Source organism: Stenotrophomonas maltophilia (assembly GCF_006974125.1).
In the GTDB taxonomy this organism is placed as follows: Bacteria; Pseudomonadota; Gammaproteobacteria; order Xanthomonadales; family Xanthomonadaceae; genus Stenotrophomonas; species Stenotrophomonas maltophilia_O.
The window spans coordinates 3,824,189-3,840,644 of sequence record NZ_CP037858.1; the positions used below are offsets into that span (position 1 = coordinate 3,824,189).

At 66.6% G+C, this 16,456-nt stretch carries 20 protein-coding genes; 15 read left to right on the plus strand and 5 right to left on the minus strand.

Annotated elements, in window-relative coordinates; genetic code table 11:
• The first annotated feature begins 51 nt into the window (after positions 1-51).
• From EZ304_RS17650 to EZ304_RS17675, 6 genes are all read left to right on the plus strand, one after another.
• Complete coding sequence (locus EZ304_RS17650) at positions 52-837, plus strand: succinate dehydrogenase iron-sulfur subunit (protein WP_005409079.1); 786 nt, start codon at positions 52-54, stop codon at positions 835-837.
• A 97-nt stretch (positions 838-934) separates the two neighbouring features.
• Positions 935-1,183, plus strand: coding sequence for a succinate dehydrogenase assembly factor 2 (locus tag EZ304_RS17655; protein ID WP_142807728.1), 249 nt, complete (start codon positions 935-937; stop codon positions 1,181-1,183).
• Positions 1,134-1,583, plus strand: coding sequence for a hypothetical protein (locus EZ304_RS17660; protein ID WP_099554222.1), 450 nt, complete (start codon positions 1,134-1,136; stop codon positions 1,581-1,583). The genes EZ304_RS17655 and EZ304_RS17660 overlap by 50 nt, the downstream gene beginning before the upstream one ends.
• Positions 1,584-1,606: 23 nt before the next feature.
• Positions 1,607-2,848, plus strand: a complete 1,242-nt coding sequence (locus EZ304_RS17665) for a lipoprotein-releasing ABC transporter permease subunit (protein WP_099554219.1) — start codon at positions 1,607-1,609, stop codon at positions 2,846-2,848.
• A complete protein-coding gene (gene lolD, locus EZ304_RS17670; protein ID WP_014036806.1) occupies positions 2,841-3,554 on the plus strand; it encodes a lipoprotein-releasing ABC transporter ATP-binding protein LolD in 714 nt (237 codons plus the stop codon). The genes EZ304_RS17665 and lolD overlap by 8 nt, the downstream gene beginning before the upstream one ends.
• 221 nt (positions 3,555-3,775) lie before the next feature.
• The gene (locus tag EZ304_RS17675; protein WP_142807729.1) at positions 3,776-4,234 is read left to right on the plus strand and encodes a DUF6491 family protein; all 459 of its coding nucleotides are present in this window, start codon (positions 3,776-3,778) and stop codon (positions 4,232-4,234) included.
• Positions 4,235-4,308: 74 nt separating this feature from the next.
• On the opposite strand, the gene EZ304_RS17680 is transcribed toward EZ304_RS17675, so the two are convergent.
• The 3 genes from EZ304_RS17680 to ftsY form a co-directional block, all read right to left on the minus strand.
• Positions 4,309-4,578: an oxidative damage protection protein gene (locus EZ304_RS17680; RefSeq protein WP_014036808.1), complete on the minus strand. Its 270-nt coding sequence runs from the start codon at positions 4,576-4,578 to the stop codon at positions 4,309-4,311.
• Between the two features lie 5 nt (positions 4,579-4,583).
• Complete coding sequence (gene mutY / locus EZ304_RS17685; protein WP_142807730.1) at positions 4,584-5,708, minus strand: A/G-specific adenine glycosylase; 1,125 nt, start codon at positions 5,706-5,708, stop codon at positions 4,584-4,586.
• A 120-nt stretch (positions 5,709-5,828) separates the two neighbouring features.
• Complete coding sequence (gene ftsY / locus EZ304_RS17690) at positions 5,829-7,157, minus strand: signal recognition particle-docking protein FtsY (protein WP_142807731.1); 1,329 nt, start codon at positions 7,155-7,157, stop codon at positions 5,829-5,831.
• A 129-nt stretch (positions 7,158-7,286) separates the two neighbouring features.
• Between ftsY and EZ304_RS17695 the strand changes: the two genes are divergently transcribed.
• Positions 7,287-7,586: a flagellar basal body protein gene (locus tag EZ304_RS17695; protein ID WP_099554210.1), complete on the plus strand. Its 300-nt coding sequence runs from the start codon at positions 7,287-7,289 to the stop codon at positions 7,584-7,586.
• 178 nt (positions 7,587-7,764) lie between these two features.
• On the opposite strand, the gene htpG is transcribed toward EZ304_RS17695, so the two are convergent.
• Positions 7,765-9,657, minus strand: a complete 1,893-nt coding sequence (htpG, locus tag EZ304_RS17700) for a molecular chaperone HtpG (protein ID WP_142807732.1) — start codon at positions 9,655-9,657, stop codon at positions 7,765-7,767.
• 635 nt (positions 9,658-10,292) lie between these two features.
• Between htpG and rsmD the strand changes: the two genes are divergently transcribed.
• The 6 genes from rsmD to EZ304_RS17735 all read left to right on the plus strand — a co-directional run bounded on the left by rsmD (position 10,293) and on the right by EZ304_RS17735 (position 15,114).
• Entirely contained in the window at positions 10,293-10,871 is a 579-nt protein-coding gene (rsmD, locus tag EZ304_RS17710) for a 16S rRNA (guanine(966)-N(2))-methyltransferase RsmD (protein ID WP_099551213.1), read from the plus strand.
• 26 nt (positions 10,872-10,897) lie between these two features.
• Complete coding sequence (gene coaD / locus EZ304_RS17715) at positions 10,898-11,407, plus strand: pantetheine-phosphate adenylyltransferase (RefSeq protein ID WP_010484372.1); 510 nt, start codon at positions 10,898-10,900, stop codon at positions 11,405-11,407.
• 60 nt (positions 11,408-11,467) lie between these two features.
• Complete coding sequence (locus tag EZ304_RS17720) at positions 11,468-11,959, plus strand: hypothetical protein (protein WP_004153167.1); 492 nt, start codon at positions 11,468-11,470, stop codon at positions 11,957-11,959.
• 132 nt (positions 11,960-12,091) lie between these two features.
• A complete protein-coding gene (locus tag EZ304_RS17725; RefSeq protein WP_004153175.1) occupies positions 12,092-12,373 on the plus strand; it encodes a YfhL family 4Fe-4S dicluster ferredoxin in 282 nt (93 codons plus the stop codon).
• Positions 12,370-14,100, plus strand: a complete 1,731-nt coding sequence (gene ggt / locus EZ304_RS17730) for a gamma-glutamyltransferase (RefSeq protein ID WP_142807733.1) — start codon at positions 12,370-12,372, stop codon at positions 14,098-14,100. Before EZ304_RS17725 ends, ggt begins: the two co-directional genes overlap by 4 nt.
• A 126-nt stretch (positions 14,101-14,226) precedes the next feature.
• A complete protein-coding gene (locus tag EZ304_RS17735; RefSeq protein WP_099551211.1) occupies positions 14,227-15,114 on the plus strand; it encodes an MBL fold metallo-hydrolase in 888 nt (295 codons plus the stop codon).
• A gap of 85 nt (positions 15,115-15,199) precedes the next feature.
• Here EZ304_RS17735 and EZ304_RS17740 read toward each other — a convergent pair whose 3' ends face one another.
• Positions 15,200-15,493: a PsiF family protein gene (locus tag EZ304_RS17740; protein ID WP_099551210.1), complete on the minus strand. Its 294-nt coding sequence runs from the start codon at positions 15,491-15,493 to the stop codon at positions 15,200-15,202.
• 57 nt (positions 15,494-15,550) lie between these two features.
• Between EZ304_RS17740 and EZ304_RS17745 the strand changes: the two genes are divergently transcribed.
• Both EZ304_RS17745 and EZ304_RS17750 read left to right on the plus strand, forming a co-directional pair.
• Positions 15,551-15,985 carry an ArsR/SmtB family transcription factor gene (locus EZ304_RS17745; protein WP_239503814.1) on the plus strand — a complete coding sequence of 145 codons (435 nt, stop codon included), beginning with the start codon at positions 15,551-15,553 and terminating at the stop codon, positions 15,983-15,985.
• Positions 15,957-16,436, plus strand: coding sequence for an SRPBCC family protein (locus tag EZ304_RS17750; protein WP_142807734.1), 480 nt, complete (start codon positions 15,957-15,959; stop codon positions 16,434-16,436). Before EZ304_RS17745 ends, EZ304_RS17750 begins: the two co-directional genes overlap by 29 nt.
• Positions 16,437-16,456: the final 20 nt, after the last annotated feature.

The following is a 16,456-nucleotide window of genomic DNA, read 5'->3' on the forward strand; positions in this document are numbered from 1 at the left end:
CATGCAATCCGCGCCCAAGGGCGCGGGCCGCCTGAGCCAACGAGAGCAGCCATGGCCGAGTTTTCACTCCCCAAGAATTCCAAGATCACGAAGGGCAAGCACTTCCCCGTCAAGAACGGCGGCAAGAACGTGCGCACCTTCAAGATCTACCGCTGGAGTCCGGACGACGACAGCAACCCGCGCACCGATACCTATGAGGTCGATCTGGACGCCTGTGGCCCGATGGTCCTGGACGCCCTGATCAAGATCAAGAACGAGATCGACCCGACCCTGACCTTCCGCCGCTCCTGCCGCGAAGGTATCTGTGGTTCGTGCGCGATGAACATCGATGGCACCAATACCCTGGCCTGCACCCGAGCCATCTCGGACTGCGGCAAGAAGGAAGTGCCGATCTACCCGCTGCCGCACATGAACGTGGTGAAGGATCTGGTTCCGGACCTGACCCACTTCTACGCGCAGTACGCGTCGATCAAGCCGTGGATCCGCACCCAGACCCCGGCGCCGCCGGACCGTGAGCGCCTGCAGTCGCCGGAAGACCGCAAGAAGCTCGACGGCCTGTACGAGTGCATCCTGTGCGCCTGCTGCTCGACCAGCTGCCCGAGCTACTGGTGGAACGGCGAGCGTTACCTGGGCCCGGCGATCCTGCTGCAGGCCTATCGCTGGATCATCGACTCGCGCGATGAGGACACCGGTGCGCGCCTGGACGATCTGGAAGATCCGTTCAAGCTGTACCGCTGCCACACCATCATGAACTGCGCCCGGACCTGCCCGAAGGGCCTGAACCCGGCGCTGGCGATCGCCGAGATCAAGAAGCTGATGATGGAACGCCGCGCCTGATACGGTCCGGCTGTACCCGGTAGAGCCACGCCATGCGTGGCTGCACCTCCCAGCAGAGCCACGCCATGCGTGGCTTTGCTGCATCTGGAGAAACACGATGGAAGAAGACGTTCTGCTGAAGAAGCTGCACTGGCGCTGCCGCCGCGGCATGCGCGAGCTGGACCAGCTGTTCGGCCGTTACCTCGACCACGAATGGAGCACTGCGCCGACCGAAGAGCGCGAGGTTTTCCTGTTCCTGCTCGACTGCGAGGACGATAAATTGTGGCGCTGGTTCATGGGCTACGAGGCCTGCCCGCATGCGCACGCAGTCCCCCTCATGCAGAAGATCCTCGCCCTCAAGCCTTGAGTGGCGGCCCTCACGGCTGCAGGCCGCCGCCCAGCTGGCGGTGCTGCTGGCCGCGCCCTGGCTGCTGCGTGCATCGGACCTGCCGCCGCGCCTGCTGATGCCCGCGGTGCTGCTGGCCTGGGCCATCGGCGTGACCGAACTGGCCTGGCGCCAACGCAGGCCACGCGTGCAGGTGCGTCTGCCGGCGCCACCCGAGTCGCTGCAGGTGGCGGGGAAGGAGGTGGAGGCGCCGCAGCTGGTGGTGCGTGGCCCATGGCTGTTGTTGGTCTGGCGTGAGGATCGTCGCCGTCGGCGCCTGCTGTTCTGGCCGGATGTGCTCGATTCCGGGCAGCGACGTGAACTGCGACTGGCCGTCGCCGCACGCGGCGTTTCCCGTCGGCCCCGGTCGATGGCACCATAAGCTGAATTGACCGGCGTGCCTGCATGTTCAAACCCATCCCCGTGGCCATTGGCCTGCGCTACCTGCGCGCCAAGCGCCGCAACGGCTTCATCTCCTTCATCTCGATGGCATCGATCCTGGGCATCGCGCTCGGCGTGACGGTGCTGATCACCACCCTCGCGGTGATGAGCGGTTTCCAGAAGGAAATCCGCAGCCGCCTGCTGCAGATGACCGCGCACACCACCATCAGCCGCGACGGCGAGCCGATGCCGGACTGGATGCGCGTGGTCGACGTGGCCAGCAAGGACCCGCGCGTGGCCGGTGCCGCGCCGTACATCGAGATCCAGTCGATGATCAGCGGCCCGCGCGTGCAGGGCGCGATCATCCAGGGCATCGATCCGGCGCTTGAGCCGAAGGTGTCGGTGATCGACAAGAAGGTCACCAAGGGCAGCTACGACAGCCTCACGCCGGGCAGCTTCAACCTGTTGCTGGGCAAGGAACTGGCGATCTGGCTGGGCGTGGACGTCGGCGACCAGGTGCTGGTGACCTTTGCAGAAGTGCAGGGCACGCCTGCCGGCGCGGTGCCGCGGATGAAACGCTTCACCGTCAGCGGCATCTTCGAGGCCGGTTACAACGAAGTCGATCGTGGCGTGGGCTTCGCCAACATGCAGGACCTGGAGCGGGTGCTGCGGTCCGATGGCGCTACCGGCGTGCGGCTGAAACTGCACGACATGGATCGCTCGCTGGAAGTGGGCGTGGACCTGGCGCAGAACCTCGGTGGTGCGTACCGGGTGAGTGACTGGACCCAGCAGAACGCCAACCTCTACCACTCGCTGCGCATGGAGAAGGTGGTGATGGGCATCCTGCTGTCGCTGATCATCGCCATGGGCGCCTTCAACCTGGTCTCCTCGCAGGTGATGCTGGTGACCGACAAGCAGGCCGACATCGCCATCCTGCGCACCCTCGGCCTGACTCCAGGCGGCGTGATGCAGGTGTTCATGGTGCAGGGTTCGCTGATCGGCATCTTCGGCACGCTGGCCGGCCTGATCGGTGGCATCACCCTCACACTCAACCTGGAGCGCATCCTCGGCGCCATCGAGAGCGTGTTCAACGTCAAGCTGATGCCGGAGGATGTCTACTACATCACCGGCCTGCCGACCGACATGCAGACCGGCGACGTGGTAGCGATCACCGTGGTCGCACTGCTGATGAGCTTCCTGGCCACCCTGTACCCCGCCTGGCGGGCAGCACGCACCCAGCCGGCGGAGGCCCTGCGCTATGAATAAGGTCTTCAACCGCGGCGATGAAGTGATCCGCGCCGAAGCACTGGGCAAGACCTACGCTGAAGGGCGCATGCAGACCCCGGTGTTCGATGGCCTGGACCTGACCGTGACCGCCGGTGAGACGGTGGCAATCATCGGTGCCTCCGGCGCCGGCAAGAGTACGCTGCTGCACCTGCTGGGTGGGTTGGACATTCCGACCGCCGGCGAGGTCTACGTGACTGGCCAGCGCATGTCGGCGCTGTCGGACACCGCGCGTGGCCTGCTGCGCAACCAGGCGCTGGGGTTCGTCTATCAGTTCCATCATCTGCTGCCGGAGTTCACCGCGCTGGAAAACGTGATGATGCCGGTGCTGCTTGCCGGTACCGCCGTGGCCGAGGCGAGCAGTCGGGCCACCACGCTGCTGGAAGCGGTCGGCCTGGGCCATCGCCTGGATCACAAGCCGGGTGAACTGTCCGGTGGTGAGCGCCAGCGTGCCGCGGTGGCCCGTGCGCTGGTCAATCACCCAGCCTGCGTGCTGGGTGACGAGCCGACCGGCAACCTGGATGACCGCACCGCCGGCACCGTGTTCGAGCTGATGCTGGAGCTCAACCGCGCACGTCACACCAGCCTGGTGCTGGTCACCCATGATCGCAGCCTGGCGCGCCGCCTGGACCGGGTGCTGGAGCTGCGCGAAGGGCGCCTGCACGCACTGGCCCACGCCGACGTCTGAGGCGCCCGGCCCGCTTTGGTAGAAGCCGACCCTGGTCGGCTGCTCCTGCAGGGCAAGCGCCAACCAAGGTTGGCGACTACCGGAATCCGGAGCCTTGGGTCTGCTTTGGTAGAGGTCGACCTTGGTCGACCGCCGACCGGCGCCTGAATGGGGCTGCCGGTCGTCGCGCCGGCATTGCCGGCCCAGGCGCATGATGGCGACAGTTCCCCGAGGAGATCGCCATGAAGACCCCGATCCTGATGGCCGGACTCTGCCTGGCTCTGGCCGCCTGCGCGACCACCGGCCGGCTCAGCAGCGCCGAGAAGCTTGACCTTTACCGTGCCCACGCCGGCGCGCCACAGAACGACATGCAGTTCTTCGGCACCCTCAATGGCTGGACCGAACTGGGCGACAGCGCGCTTGCGGTATGGACGCGTCCCAGCGAGGCCTATCTGCTGGAATTGAGAGGCGCGTGCCAGGACCTGACATATGCCACAGCCATCGGCCTGACCAGCCAGATGAACCGTGTTTCGGCGCGCTTCGACAAGGTGCTGGTGCGCGACCCCACCGGCGGCCCGCGCATGCCATGCTTCATCGACAGCATCCGCAAGCTGGACGTGAAGGCGCTGCGCACGTCGGAGCAGGAGCTGCGCCAGGCGCAGGTGCAGGAGCGCGAGGAAAACACCGCACCGGCGAAATGATCAGAAAAGGGGACGGAGGGGATTAAGTCGTTTGTGCCACAAACGACTTAATCCCCTCCGTCCCCTTTTTGTTGTCAGGCTTCCGGGGTGAAGCCAGCCGGCTTTTCCGCGTCCTTCTCGAACAGGAACTTGACCAGTTCGCCTTCAAGGAACGCGCGATGCTCCGGCGTGCGCGGCGACAGGCGGTTTTCGTTGATCAGCATGGTCTGGTGCGCCAGCCATGCGGCCCAGGCCTGCTTGCCGATGTTGTTGAAGATGCGCTGGCCCAGCTCGCCGGGGTAGGGCACGAAGTCCAAACCTTCGGCATCGCGTTGTTCGTACTGGCAGAAGACGGTTCGGGGCATGGCACTCACTCGTGGTTGCGGGGTTTCTTGGAATTTCGTTTCGACGCCTTGATCGTGGCACCGTCGAGCAGTTTGCGGATCGGCGCCGGCAGGCCCAGCGCGGGCAGTTCGTCGCTGGCGACCCAGCGTAGCGTCGGTTCTTCCACCCGCAGGCCGTTCACCTGCCGCGACAGTACCTGCAGATGCAGCCTGTAGTGGCTGAAGGTGTGCTGCAGTACCGGCAGCTCCTCGGCGTCTTCCAGCGAGCCGTCGACATGGGCATCGAACCAGTCCTGGAGCACGCTGCCGGCGTCGGCCTGCGGCAGCGTCCACAGCTGCGCCCAGATGCCGGTGTCGGGCCGCTTCTGCAGCAGCACGCGCTGCTGGGCGTCGCGCAGCAGCAGGGCCACTGCTTCGCGCTCGGGCAGGGTCTTGCTGGGCTTGGGCGCGGGTAGTTCAGCGGTGCGGCCTTCGCGGCGCGCTACGCACGCGTCCTGCAGCGGGCAGATCACGCAGGCGGGTTTGGCGCGGCTGCACACGGTCGCACCCAGGTCCATCTGCGCCTGGGTGTAATCGGCCATGCGCCCGGCCGGCACCTGTGCCACGTGCGCCTCGGCGATGGCCCACAGTTGCTTCTCGATGGCAGGCAGGCCGGGGAAGCCGTCGATGCCGTGATAACGGCTGAGCACGCGCTTGACGTTGCCATCGAGGATCGCGAACGGGTCGTTCCAGGCCTGGCTGAGGATCGCACCGGCGGTGCTGCGGCCGATGCCGGGCAGGGCATGCAGCGCGTCGAAGTCACGCGGCAGGCCGCCATCGTGCAGTTCGACGCAGCGCTTGGCTGCCGCGTGCAGGTTGCGTGCGCGGGCGTAGTAGCCGAGCCCCGCCCACTGCGCCATCACCGCGTCGTTGCTCGCGGCGGCGAGGTCGGGCAGGGTCGGGAAGTGCTGCAGGAACCGCTGGAAGTAGGGGATGACCGTGGTCACCTGGGTCTGCTGCAGCATGATTTCCGACAACCAGACCCGATAGGGGCTGCGCGGATGCTGCCAGGGCAGATCGTGGCGGCCGTGGTCGTCGAACCAGTGCAGCAGGCGGGCGACGAAGTCGTCGGTCTGCGTGGTTCCGGCGCTGGCGTGCGGCTGGCGGGGCATCGGTGTACCGGAGGTGGGCAGCCACCCATGGGGTGGCTCTACTGTGGTGGGTGTCGCCGCGATGAACCCTGCGCGGCCCGGAGCGCAGTAGAGCCACGCCATGCGTGGCTGCACGGTGTATCAGCCGCCCAGTGCTTCGGGCAGCAGGGCGTCGACGAAGGCTTCCGGATCGAACACGCGCAGGTCTTCCGGGCGCTCACCGATGCCGGCGAAGCGGATCGGAATGCCGAATTCGCGGGCCAGTGCGAACACCACGCCACCCTTGGCGGTACCGTCCAGCTTGGTCACCACCAGGCCGGTCACATTCACCGCGGCATTGAACTGGCGCAGCTGCGACAGCGCGTTCTGGCCGGTGGTGCCGTCGATCACCATCAGCACTTCGTGCGGCGCGGTGGCGTCGATCTTGCCGAGCACACGGCGGATCTTGCCCAGCTCGTTCATCAGGCCGGACTGGGTGTGCAGGCGGCCGGCGGTGTCGGCGATCAGCACTGAAGTGCCGCGCGCCTTGCCTGCCTGCAGCGCATCGAATGCCACCGACGCGGCATCGGCGTTCTGGCCCTGCGCGACCACGGCCACGCCGTTGCGCTCGCCCCAGGCCTGCAACTGGGCCACGGCGGCGGCACGGAAGGTATCGCCGGCGGCCAGCATCAGGCTGTGGCCTTCGTCCTTGAAGCGCTTGGCCAGCTTGCCGATGGTGGTGGTCTTGCCGACGCCGTTGACGCCGACGGTCAGCACCACGAAGGGCTTGGCAGTGCGGTCGATCACCAGCGGCTTGGCGACCGGCTGCAGGATCGCGATCAGCTCAGCGCGCAGCGCGGCCAGCAGTGCAGTGGCATCGGCGAACTCGCGCGCCTTCATGCGCTTGCGCAGGCCCTCGACCAGATCGGTGGTGGCACCTACGCCGACATCGGCGGTGATCAATGCGGTTTCGAGCTCGTCCAGCAGGTCGTCGTCGAGCTTGGGGTTGCGCGAGAACAGGCCGCCAAAGCTGCGCGCGATGACGCTGTTGCGCAGGCGCTCGCGCCAGCCGGGCTTGCCGGCAGTTGCGGGCACGGCATCGACCGAGGCGGCGGCCGGCAGATCGTCGGTGACCGGAACCGGTGCTGGGGTCGGCTCAGGCAGCGGTGCGGGTGCCGGTTCGATGGCCGGGGGCGCGATCGGGGCGACGTCGATCTGCGCCGTCGGCGCAGGAGCGGCCGGAACCGGTGCGGCTGGGGCCGGAATCACCGAGGTGGGCTCGACAGCGACCGGAACGGCGGCTGCCGGTGGCGGCTCGACCGGTGCAGGCTCGACCGGTACGGCTACCGGTGCCGGCTCCTTCTCCTTGTCCTCGACCGGCGCGGCCGACGGGAACGCCGCCGCCAGCTCTTCAGCCGAGTAGTGCTGGGTCTTGGGAGCCTCCGTTGCGGGGGCATCCTGGGGCTTCTTGCGGCGGAAAAAACTGAGCATTGGCAAAAGGCGCTGAAATCAGAGGGATATGCTACCACTCGGGCCTGTCGGGCCGATGTGGACTCAAGGTCGCGGCCCGCCGGCCGTTAACCGGTCCGGAGGGCTGCGCGGAGCGGCCCGGAGACCGCCATGAACAACGTGCTGGGAATCGCCCTCAGCGGGATGCGTGCTGCCCAGCAGGACGTGCAGGTGGCCGCGCACAACGTGGCCAACCTGGCGACTCCCGATGCCCAGCGCCTGCAGCTGCAGCGCAGTGCGGTGGCGCAGGGGGGAGTGGAAACGGCGGTAGCCACTACCGGCCCCGATCCGGGGGCGCCACTGGGTGATCTGCTGGCGGCCAAGGCCGAAGTGGTGGCTTTCGCTGCAAACGCCGCGGTGATCCGGCGGCAGGACCAGATGCTGGGCTCGCTGCTGGATCGCGAAGCCTGAGCAGCCCGCCTCGGCAAGCGCCAACCGCCGCCCCTGGTAGGTGCCAACCTTGGTTGGCACGCTTTTGGGGCGCCAACCAAGGTTGGCCTCTACCACGGCGGGAGTCGCCAACCAAGGTTGGCCTCTACCAGAGCGTCGCCGGGCATCGCCGGGCCATGCCCGGCGATCACCGCCTCGATCAGGCCGACAGCTCCAGCAGCAGCTTGTTCAGGCGCGCCACGTAGGCGCCCGGGTCCTTCAGGCTGTCACCGGCGGCCAGCGCGGCCTGGTCGAACAGCACCCGGCCCAGATCGTCGAAACGCGCGCCATCGGCCTCGGCATCGAGCTTGGCGATCAGCGGGTGGCCCGGGTTGATCTCCAGCACCGGCTTGCTGTCGGGCACCTTCTGCCCGCTGGCTTCCAGGATCTGGCGCATCTGCAGGCCCAGGTCCTGTTCGCCGATGGCCAGCACCGCCGGCGAATCGGTCAGGCGGTGCGAGACGCGCACTTCGGCCACATCATCGCCCAGCACCGTCTTCAGGCGCTCGACCAGGCCCTGCTTGTCCTTGGCGGCCGCTTCCTGTTCCTGCTTGTCGGCTTCGCTTTCCAGCGCGCCCAGGTCGAGGTCGCCGCGGGCGATGTCGACGAAGCCCTTGCCGTCGAAATCGGTCAGGTAGCCCATCAGCCACTCGTCGATGCGGTCGGTCAGCAGCAGCACTTCCACGCCCTTCTTGCGGAACACTTCCAGGTGCGGGCTGTTGCGCACCTGGCTGTAGCTCTCGCCGGTCAGGTAGTAGATCTTGTCCTGGCCTTCGGCCATGCGGCCGAGGTAATCGGCCAGCGACACGGTCTGCGCATCGCCATCGCCACGGGTGGAGGCGAAGCGCAGCAGGCCGGCCACCTTCTCGCGGTTGTTGTAGTCCTCCGCCGGGCCTTCCTTCAGCACCTGGCCGAATTCCTTCCAGAACGTGGCGTACTGTTCCGGCTTGTCGGCGGCCAGTTTTTCCAGCATGTCCAGCGAGCGCTTGGTCAGCGCCGCCTTCATCGAATCGATGACCGGGCCGGACTGCAGGATCTCACGCGAGACGTTCAGCGACAGATCGTTGGAATCGACCACGCCCTTGATGAAGCGCAGGTACAGCGGCAGGAACTGCTCGGCCTGGTCCATCACAAACACGCGCTGCACATACAGCTTCAGGCCCTTGGGCGCATCGCGATGGTACAGATCGAACGGCGCGCGGCCGGGCACGTACAACAGCGAGGTGTACTCCAGCTTGCCTTCAACCTTGTTGTGGCTCCAGGCCAGCGGGTCGCTGTGGTCGTGCGCCACGTGCTTGTAGAACTCGGTGTACTCGGCGTCGCTGATCTCGGTGCGCGGGCGGGTCCACAGTGCGCTGGCGCGGTTGACGGTTTCCCATTCGACCGCGGCGCCTTCTTCGCCACCTTCCTTCGGCATCTGGATCGGAAGGCCGATATGGTCGGAGTACTTCTTGAGGATGCTGCGCAGGCGCCAGCCATCGGCGAAGTCGTGCTCGCCATCCTTCAGGTGCAGGACGATGCGGGTGCCGCGTTCGGCCTTGTCGACAGTGGCCACTTCGAAATCGCCTTCGCCGCGCGAGGTCCAGCGCACGCCTTCGCCTGCAGCCAGGCCGGCGCGGCGCGAGGTCACTTCCACTTCGTCGGCGACGATGAAGGCGCTGTAGAAGCCGACGCCGAACTGGCCGATCAGCTGCGAATCCTTCTTCTGGTCGCCGGACAGCTGGCGCAGGAAATCGCCGGTGCCGGACTTGGCGATGGTGCCGAGATGGGCGATGGCTTCGGCGCGGCTCATGCCGATGCCGTTGTCTTCGATGGTGATGGTGTGGGCGGCGGGGTCGAAGCTGACGCGCACGCGCAGTTCGCTGTCGCCTTCCAGCAGGGCCGGCTGGGTCAGGGCTTCGAAGCGCAGCTTGTCGGCGGCGTCGGCGGCATTGGAGACCAGCTCGCGGAGGAAGATTTCCTTGTTGGAGTACAGCGAGTGGATCATCAGCTGCAGCAGCTGCTTGACTTCGGTCTGGAAGCCAAGGGTTTCGGTCTGGGTGGTCTCGGTCATCGATAAGGCTCCATGTGCAATGCCGCGCCAGCGCGTGCGGCCTCGCCAAGGGGTATGGCTGATTGTCCCGAAATCAAGGGGTTGTTCGGCCGGGCTGCGCCCGGCACCCGCCGAGGCCAGAGCAACAGCAACAGCAACAGCGGCATTCCGTGGGATGGCGGGGCACTGTGGGTTCGCGGGGACGCCGTGAACCCATCCATGGGGGCTTGGTCGCCGCATCCATGCGGCTCACACCCCGCGAACCCACAGTGCCCCGCCTTCGACAGGTTCACGCGGCTGTTGGTGGGTGCCGACCGTTGGTCGGCACATCTGTCAGATATCGAAATAAAACGGGGTCAGATCCGCTTCCCGCAGGAAAACGGATCTGACCCCAAGAGTCGACAGATCGTAGGAAACTGTCGAAGGCGGGGTGGGTCCGGTTGAGGGGGTGTGAGCGCCATGGATGGCGCGACCAAGCCCCCATGGATGGGTTTACGGCGTCCCCCTCAACCGGACCCACCCCGCCAACCCACGGATAGCCGGCTTTTGCCCTTGCTTCGGCTGTTGCTCTGGCCTCTGCGGGTTCCGGGCGCCGCCCGGACGACTACAATCCCGCTCATGCTGAAATTCTCGAATGAACCCCGCCGGGGTCGCCTGTGAGCGGCCGTGGCGGCAATGATGGCCAGGTCCGCATCATCGGTGGGCGCTGGCGCAATACCCGCCTGCCGGTGCCTACCCTGCCAGGCCTGCGGCCGAGCAGCGACCGCGTGCGCGAGACCCTTTTCAACTGGTTGATGCCCAGACTGGGCGGCGCGCGGGTGCTGGACCTGTTCGCCGGCAGCGGCGCGCTGGGGCTGGAGGCGGTCTCACGCGGTGCCGCCCACGCCACCCTGGTCGAGCGCGATGCGCAGCTGGGACGCAACCTGGCCGCCGCCGTCGCCAAGCTGCAGGCCAGCGACCAGATCACCGTCGTGCAGGCCGATGCCCTGCGCTGGCTGCAGGGTGCTCCGGCACAGCAGGCCGACCTGGTCTTCATCGATCCGCCGTTTGCCGATGGCCTGTGGCAGGACGTGCTGGCCCAGCTGCCGCGGCACCTGGCCGCCGACGCCTGGCTGTACCTGGAATCGCCGGCCGGCCACGTGCCGGTGCTGCCGCCGGACTGGCTGCTGCACCGCGAGGGCGGCACCCGTGAGGTGCGCTTTGCCCTGTACCGCCGTGCCACTGCTACACTTTGACCTCATCTGAACATCTGCATCCGCCCATGACCGTGGCCAACCGCCGCATTGCCGTCTACCCCGGCACGTTCGACCCGATCACCAACGGTCATATCGACCTTGTGAGCCGGGCCGCGCCGCTGTTCGAAAAGGTCGTGGTCGGCGTGGCGCAGAGCCCGTCCAAGGGCCCGGCGCTGCCGCTGGAGCAGCGCGTGCAGCTGGCACGTGGCGCACTGGGCCACCACAGCAACGTCGAGGTCATCGGCTTCGATACCCTGCTGGCCCATTTCGTACGTTCGGTCCAGGGCGGGGTGCTGCTGCGCGGCCTGCGCGCGGTGTCCGACTTCGAGTACGAGTTCCAGATGGCCAGCATGAACCGCCACCTGATCCCCGAGGTCGAGACCCTGTTCCTGACCCCGGCCGAGCAGCACAGCTTCATTTCGTCCTCGCTGGTCCGCGAGATCGCGCGCCTGGGCGGTGACGTGTCCGGCTTCGTGCCGGCCGCAGTGCTCGAAGCCCTGCGCAAGGTCCGCGAAGCGAAGGCGGCGCAGTCGTAAGCCCTGCTGTACCCGCACCCCATTACGTACAACACCACGCACCATTCCGGGAGGAAACCCATGAACACCACCATGCGCGCGATGCTGATCGCTTCGTTGGCCCTGGCCTTCACCGCCTGCAAGAAGGAAGAGGCCGCTCCGGTCGACGAGGCCAAGCAGGCCCTGGTCGCCCCGTCCAAGGACGACGATGCAGGCTGGAAGAAGTACCTGCAGGAAGTGGCGATCCAGAACATGGGCAACATCACCAACAGCCCGTTCCTGTACTACCTCTCGCCGGAATCGGATCCGGACTTCCAGGCCAAGTACGAGCGCCAGACCGAGAGCGCGACCCAGGCCGTGGCCCGTGGCGTGCAGCCGGGCAACATGCTGGCCTTCGGTTCGTCGGCCTCGGGCAAGATGGCTGACATGATCCAGGCCGTGTTCAAGGATGTGTCGCCGGATTCGATGAAGGGCGTGCGCGTCGTCTTCATCGGCCAGTCGGCCGACAACGCCCGCGTGCAGGCTGCGATCCAGCCGACCGGTGCCGAGTACATTTTCGTCGAAGCCAAGTAATACCGAGCCGTGGCGGCCATGCTCCGGCATGGCCCGGGCGGCGTCCTGCAAGGGCGCCGCTGATGACCTGACCGGCCCGCGCGCCCGCGCTGGCCGGTCCTTTGTCCCAGGGCGCGGGCGAGGAGTATCGCCGTGTCGCTGAAAATCAACGAGCTCTGCGTCAACTGCGACGTATGCGAGCCGGCCTGCCCGAACCAGGCCATTGCGATGGGTGAAACCATCTACGTGATCGACCCTGCGCGCTGCACCGAATGCGTGGGTCATTTCGACGAGCCACAGTGCGTGGTCGTCTGCCCGGTCGAGTGTATCGATCCGGACCCGGAGATCGTGGAAACGGAAGACCAGCTGCTGGCCAAGCTGCGCCAGCTGCAGCACGATCACCCCGAACTCTACGCGGAGCCCCCATCCGAATGAAGACGCTGATCGTCCGCCCCCTGTTGCTGCTCGGCCTGCTGCTGAGCCCGATGGCCTGGGCCGACAGCCCGGCCCGTGCGGAGCGCCCCGATGGCGCGGCCATTGCCAGTGGCCACACGCTGGCCACCCAGGCCGGCATCGACATCCTGGCGCAGGGTGGCAACGCCTTCGATGCCGCGGTGGCGGTGTCGTCCACGCTGGCGGTGGTCGAGCCGATCAGCTCCGGCCTGGGCGGTGGCGGTTTCTTCCTGCTGCATGACGCGGCCACCGGCAAGGACATGATGCTGGACGCGCGCGAGACCGCACCGGCGGCGGCCACGCCGCAGGCCTTCCTCGACAAGCAGGGCAACCTGGACCGCGACCGCTCGGTCAACGGTGCCTGGTCGGCCGGTATTCCGGGCCTGCCTGCGGCGCTGGTCGAACTGTCGGCCAAGCACGGCAAGCTGCCGCTGTCTGCATCGCTGCAGCCGGCCATCCGCATCGCGCGCGAAGGCTTCCCGGTCTACGACCGCATGGCCAAGGGCTATGCCTCGCGCCGCGAAGTGATGGAGCGCTACCCCGGCACCCGTGAGGTCTACCTGCGCAACGGCAAGCCGATCGCCAGCGGTGACCTGTTCAAGCAGCCGGAACTGGCGCAGACGCTGGAGCGCCTGGCGGCCGGCGGCTTCGACGGCTTCTACAAGGGCCAGACCGGCAAACTGCTGCTGGCCGGCGTGAAGCAGGCCGGCGGCAAGTGGACCGCTGAAGAGCTGGCCGGCTACCGGGTGAAGCAACGCGAGCCGATCGTGTTCAGTTACAACGGCTGGAAAATCACCACCGCGCCGCCGCCGTCGTCCGGTGGCATCGCGCTGGCCAGCATGCTGCAGATCCTGGAAGGCTGGGACATCAACAAGATGGACCCGGCGCACCGCACCCATCTGGTGGTGGAGTCGATGCGCCGTGCCTACCGCGACCGCACCTTCTTCCTCGGCGATCCGGACTTCGTGCAGATCCCGCAGAAGGTGCTGACCAGCAAGGATTACGCACAGGGCCTGCGTGCCACGATCCATCCGGAGAAGGCCACGCCCAGCGACCTGCTGTCGGGCAACCCGACGCCGCTGGAGGACGACGAGACCACGCACTTCTCGATCATCGACCGAGACGGCAACCGTGTTGGCGCCACCCAGACCGTCAACCTGCTGTACGGCTCGGGGCTTATTCCGAAGGGCACCGGCGTGCTGCTGAACAACGAGATGGACGACTTCGCGCTGAAGCCGGGCACGCCCAATGCGTTCGGTGTGATGGGCTACGAGGCCAATGCGCCGAAGCCGGGCAAGCGCATGCTCAGCTCGATGACGCCGACCTTCATGGAGAACGCCGACAAGGTGGTGGTGCTGGGTACCCCGGGTGGCAGCCGCATCATCACCATGGTGCTGCTGGGCATCCTCGGCTACGACGCCGGGCTGGATGCGCAGCAGGTTGCCGCGCTGCCGCGTTACCACCACCAGTGGCTGCCGGACCTGGTCGAAGCCGAGGACGATGCGTTCGACGCGGCGACGGTGAAGCAGCTGCAGGCGATGGGTCACAAGATCGACCTGCCGGGCGACGTTGCCGCAGGCGGCCGCGGGTCCAGCCACGTGTGGGGCAACCTGCAGACCGTGGAATGGGACCGCAAGGCGAACAAGCTGTTCGGCGGCAGCGACCCGCGCAATCCGGTTGGCAGCGCCCAGGTCGTGCCGGCACGTTGACCCGGTAGTGCCGGCCGCTGGCCGGCAACCAGGTGAATCACCAATACCCCAGGACCCCGCCGGCCGGCGGGGTTCTGCATTCTGTGGCTAGCGATTATTTAACGAGCCGGCGCCGATAATCGGCGCATGAAACTCTGGTCTATTCGTGGAAACTCGCAACGCCTCGATGGCGGCGCGATGTTCGGCAACGCGCCGCGTGCGTTGTGGGAAAAATGGGCGGCACCGGACGAGCTCAATCGCATCGAGCTGGCCTGCCGTGCGCTGCTTGCCAGCCCGCTGGAAGGCAAGACAGTGCTGTTTGAAACCGGTATCGGGGCGTTCTTCGATCCGCGCATGCGCGAGCGTTACGGTGTGCAGGAAAGCCAGCACGTGCTGATCGATTCGCTGCGCGAGGCCGGTTTCGAGCACGAGGATATCGACGTGGTGGTGCTCAGCCACCTGCACTTCGATCACGCCGGAGGCCTGCTGGCTGCGTGGAGCGAAGGGCGTGAGCCGGAACTGCTGTTCCCCAATGCGACCTATGTGGTCGGTGCGCAGCATTGGCTGCGCGCCATGCAGCCGCATCCGCGCGACCGGGCCAGCTTCATTCCAGAGCTGCCTGGCCTGCTGCAGGCCAGCGGCCGCCTGGAAGTGGTGGACGGCGAGTATTCGAAGGTACTGGGTCGCAGCGTTCGCTTCAGCTACAGCGACGGCCATACGCCGGGGTTGATGCTGGCTGAGATCGTCGGCCATGCGCACGCCGGCGAGGATGCACACGGTGGGGTGGTGTTCTGTGCCGACCTGATTCCCGGCCGCTCATGGGTGCATGTACCGATCACCATGGGCTACGACCGCAACGCCGAACTGCTGATCGACGAGAAGCGGCAGTTCCTTGAGGACAAGCTGGCGCGCAACGTGCATCTGTTTTTCACCCACGACCCGCAGGTGGCGTTGGCGCAGCTGGGCAGGGATGACAAGGGTCGTTTCGTGACCCTGCACGAACAGGGCGAGCTGAAGGCACGCGCCCTGGGGTAATGAAAAGGCCGGGCAATGCCCGGCCTTTCACAGACGGCGGTAGATCCACGCCATGCGTGGATGGCGTTTTATCCGGACACGACGATTACGACGCCTTCAGGCAGCTGCTCATGAAGGTCTTGCGCGCATCACCGGCCAGCTTCTTCGTACCGGCATCGGCGTTGCATTTGCGCATGCGTTCCTGCGGAGTTGTCGCGGCCTTGGTCTCGGCGGCATGGCCGCTGAGGCAGGAGCTCTGTGCAGTCTTGTAGGCATCACCCTTCAAGCCCTTGTTCTTGGCCGAGCAGTCGGCCATGCGCTGCTGCTGCGGAGTGGTGGCATTGGCAGCCAGGGGCAGGCCGACCAGCAGGACGGCGGCCAGCAGGAAAGAGGCTTTCATCGGGAGCTCCAAGGGTGGCGGGTGCGCGGAGCATTCGCTTCCAGCCTGCAAGGCCACGTGAAGAATCACGCCACTGTCGCGCCTGCTTGCGGCAACGTTCAGATCGGCGTATTACTTAGCCATATGGGTAAGTATGATCCAGCCATTCAAGAGGTCTTCCAGGCGCTGGCCGATCCGACCCGGTGCGCGATCGTGTCCGCGTTGGGGCAGGGGCCGCGCACGGTATCGATGCTGGCCGAGCCCTTCGAAATGGCCTTGCCCTCGCTGATGAAACATCTGGCCGTGCTGGAGCGCAGTGGCGTGGTGCGCAGCCGCAAGCAGGGGCGTGTACGCACCTGCGAACTGGTGCCGGAACGGTTGGGCCAGGCCGAGCAATGGCTGGCCGCGCAGCGCGCCGTCTGGGAAGCGCGCGCCGACCGCATGGTCGAGTTTGTCGAAACCCTTCACCGACAGGAGCAGGCCCATGGCCGTAGACGCAGGCAACAACCCTGACACCGATCTGGTCATCAGCCGCGTGCTGAACGCACCGCGTGCCGCCTTGTGGCGGGCGTGGACCCATCCGGAACTGCTGCGCCAGTGGTGGTGCCCGACGCCGTGGACCACCGAAGTGCGTGCCTTCGACCTGCGCCCCGGCGGGGCCTTCCACACCTTCATGCAGGGCCCCGACGGCGGCAGCAGTGACAACCCGGGCAGCTTCCTGGAGATCGTGCCGGAGCAGCGCCTGGTGTTCACCTCGATGCTCGGCCCGGGCTGGCGGCCGCAGTCACCGTGGCTGGGCTTCACCGCCATCATCACGATGGAGGACGAAGGGCAGGGCTGCCGTTATACCGCGTGGGTGATGCACCCGGACAAGGCCCTGCGTGACCAGCATGAACAGATGGGTTTTTTCGATGGCTGGAACATGGCCATCGACCAGCTGCAGGCACTGGCGACCGGTCTGTGAATACTTGGGGTCAATATTTG

Excerpts from the sequence above, each read along its gene's own strand:
- htpG (WP_142807732.1), bottom strand. The coding sequence starts at position 9,657 with ATGACCGAGACCACCCAGACCGAAACCCTTGGCTTCCAGACCGAAGTC.
- coaD (WP_010484372.1), top strand. The coding sequence starts at position 10,898 with ATGACCGTGGCCAACCGCCGCATTGCCGTCTACCCCGGCACGTTCGAC.
- EZ304_RS17735 (WP_099551211.1), top strand. The coding sequence starts at position 14,227 with ATGAAACTCTGGTCTATTCGTGGAAACTCGCAACGCCTCGATGGCGGC.
- EZ304_RS17750 (WP_142807734.1), top strand. The coding sequence starts at position 15,957 with ATGGCCGTAGACGCAGGCAACAACCCTGACACCGATCTGGTCATCAGC.
- EZ304_RS17650 (WP_005409079.1), top strand. The coding sequence starts at position 52 with ATGGCCGAGTTTTCACTCCCCAAGAATTCCAAGATCACGAAGGGCAAG.
- EZ304_RS17740 (WP_099551210.1), bottom strand. The coding sequence starts at position 15,493 with ATGAAAGCCTCTTTCCTGCTGGCCGCCGTCCTGCTGGTCGGCCTGCCC.
- EZ304_RS17695 (WP_099554210.1), top strand. The coding sequence starts at position 7,287 with ATGAACAACGTGCTGGGAATCGCCCTCAGCGGGATGCGTGCTGCCCAG.
- ftsY (WP_142807731.1), bottom strand. The coding sequence starts at position 7,157 with ATGCTCAGTTTTTTCCGCCGCAAGAAGCCCCAGGATGCCCCCGCAACG.
- EZ304_RS17720 (WP_004153167.1), top strand. The coding sequence starts at position 11,468 with ATGAACACCACCATGCGCGCGATGCTGATCGCTTCGTTGGCCCTGGCC.
- EZ304_RS17655 (WP_142807728.1), top strand. The coding sequence starts at position 935 with ATGGAAGAAGACGTTCTGCTGAAGAAGCTGCACTGGCGCTGCCGCCGC.
- EZ304_RS17675 (WP_142807729.1), top strand. The coding sequence starts at position 3,776 with ATGAAGACCCCGATCCTGATGGCCGGACTCTGCCTGGCTCTGGCCGCC.
- EZ304_RS17665 (WP_099554219.1), top strand. The coding sequence starts at position 1,607 with ATGTTCAAACCCATCCCCGTGGCCATTGGCCTGCGCTACCTGCGCGCC.
- ggt (WP_142807733.1), top strand. The coding sequence starts at position 12,370 with ATGAAGACGCTGATCGTCCGCCCCCTGTTGCTGCTCGGCCTGCTGCTG.
- mutY (WP_142807730.1), bottom strand. The coding sequence starts at position 5,708 with ATGCCCCGCCAGCCGCACGCCAGCGCCGGAACCACGCAGACCGACGAC.
- lolD (WP_014036806.1), top strand. The coding sequence starts at position 2,841 with ATGAATAAGGTCTTCAACCGCGGCGATGAAGTGATCCGCGCCGAAGCA.
- EZ304_RS17660 (WP_099554222.1), top strand. The coding sequence starts at position 1,134 with ATGCGCACGCAGTCCCCCTCATGCAGAAGATCCTCGCCCTCAAGCCTT.
- EZ304_RS17680 (WP_014036808.1), bottom strand. The coding sequence starts at position 4,578 with ATGCCCCGAACCGTCTTCTGCCAGTACGAACAACGCGATGCCGAAGGT.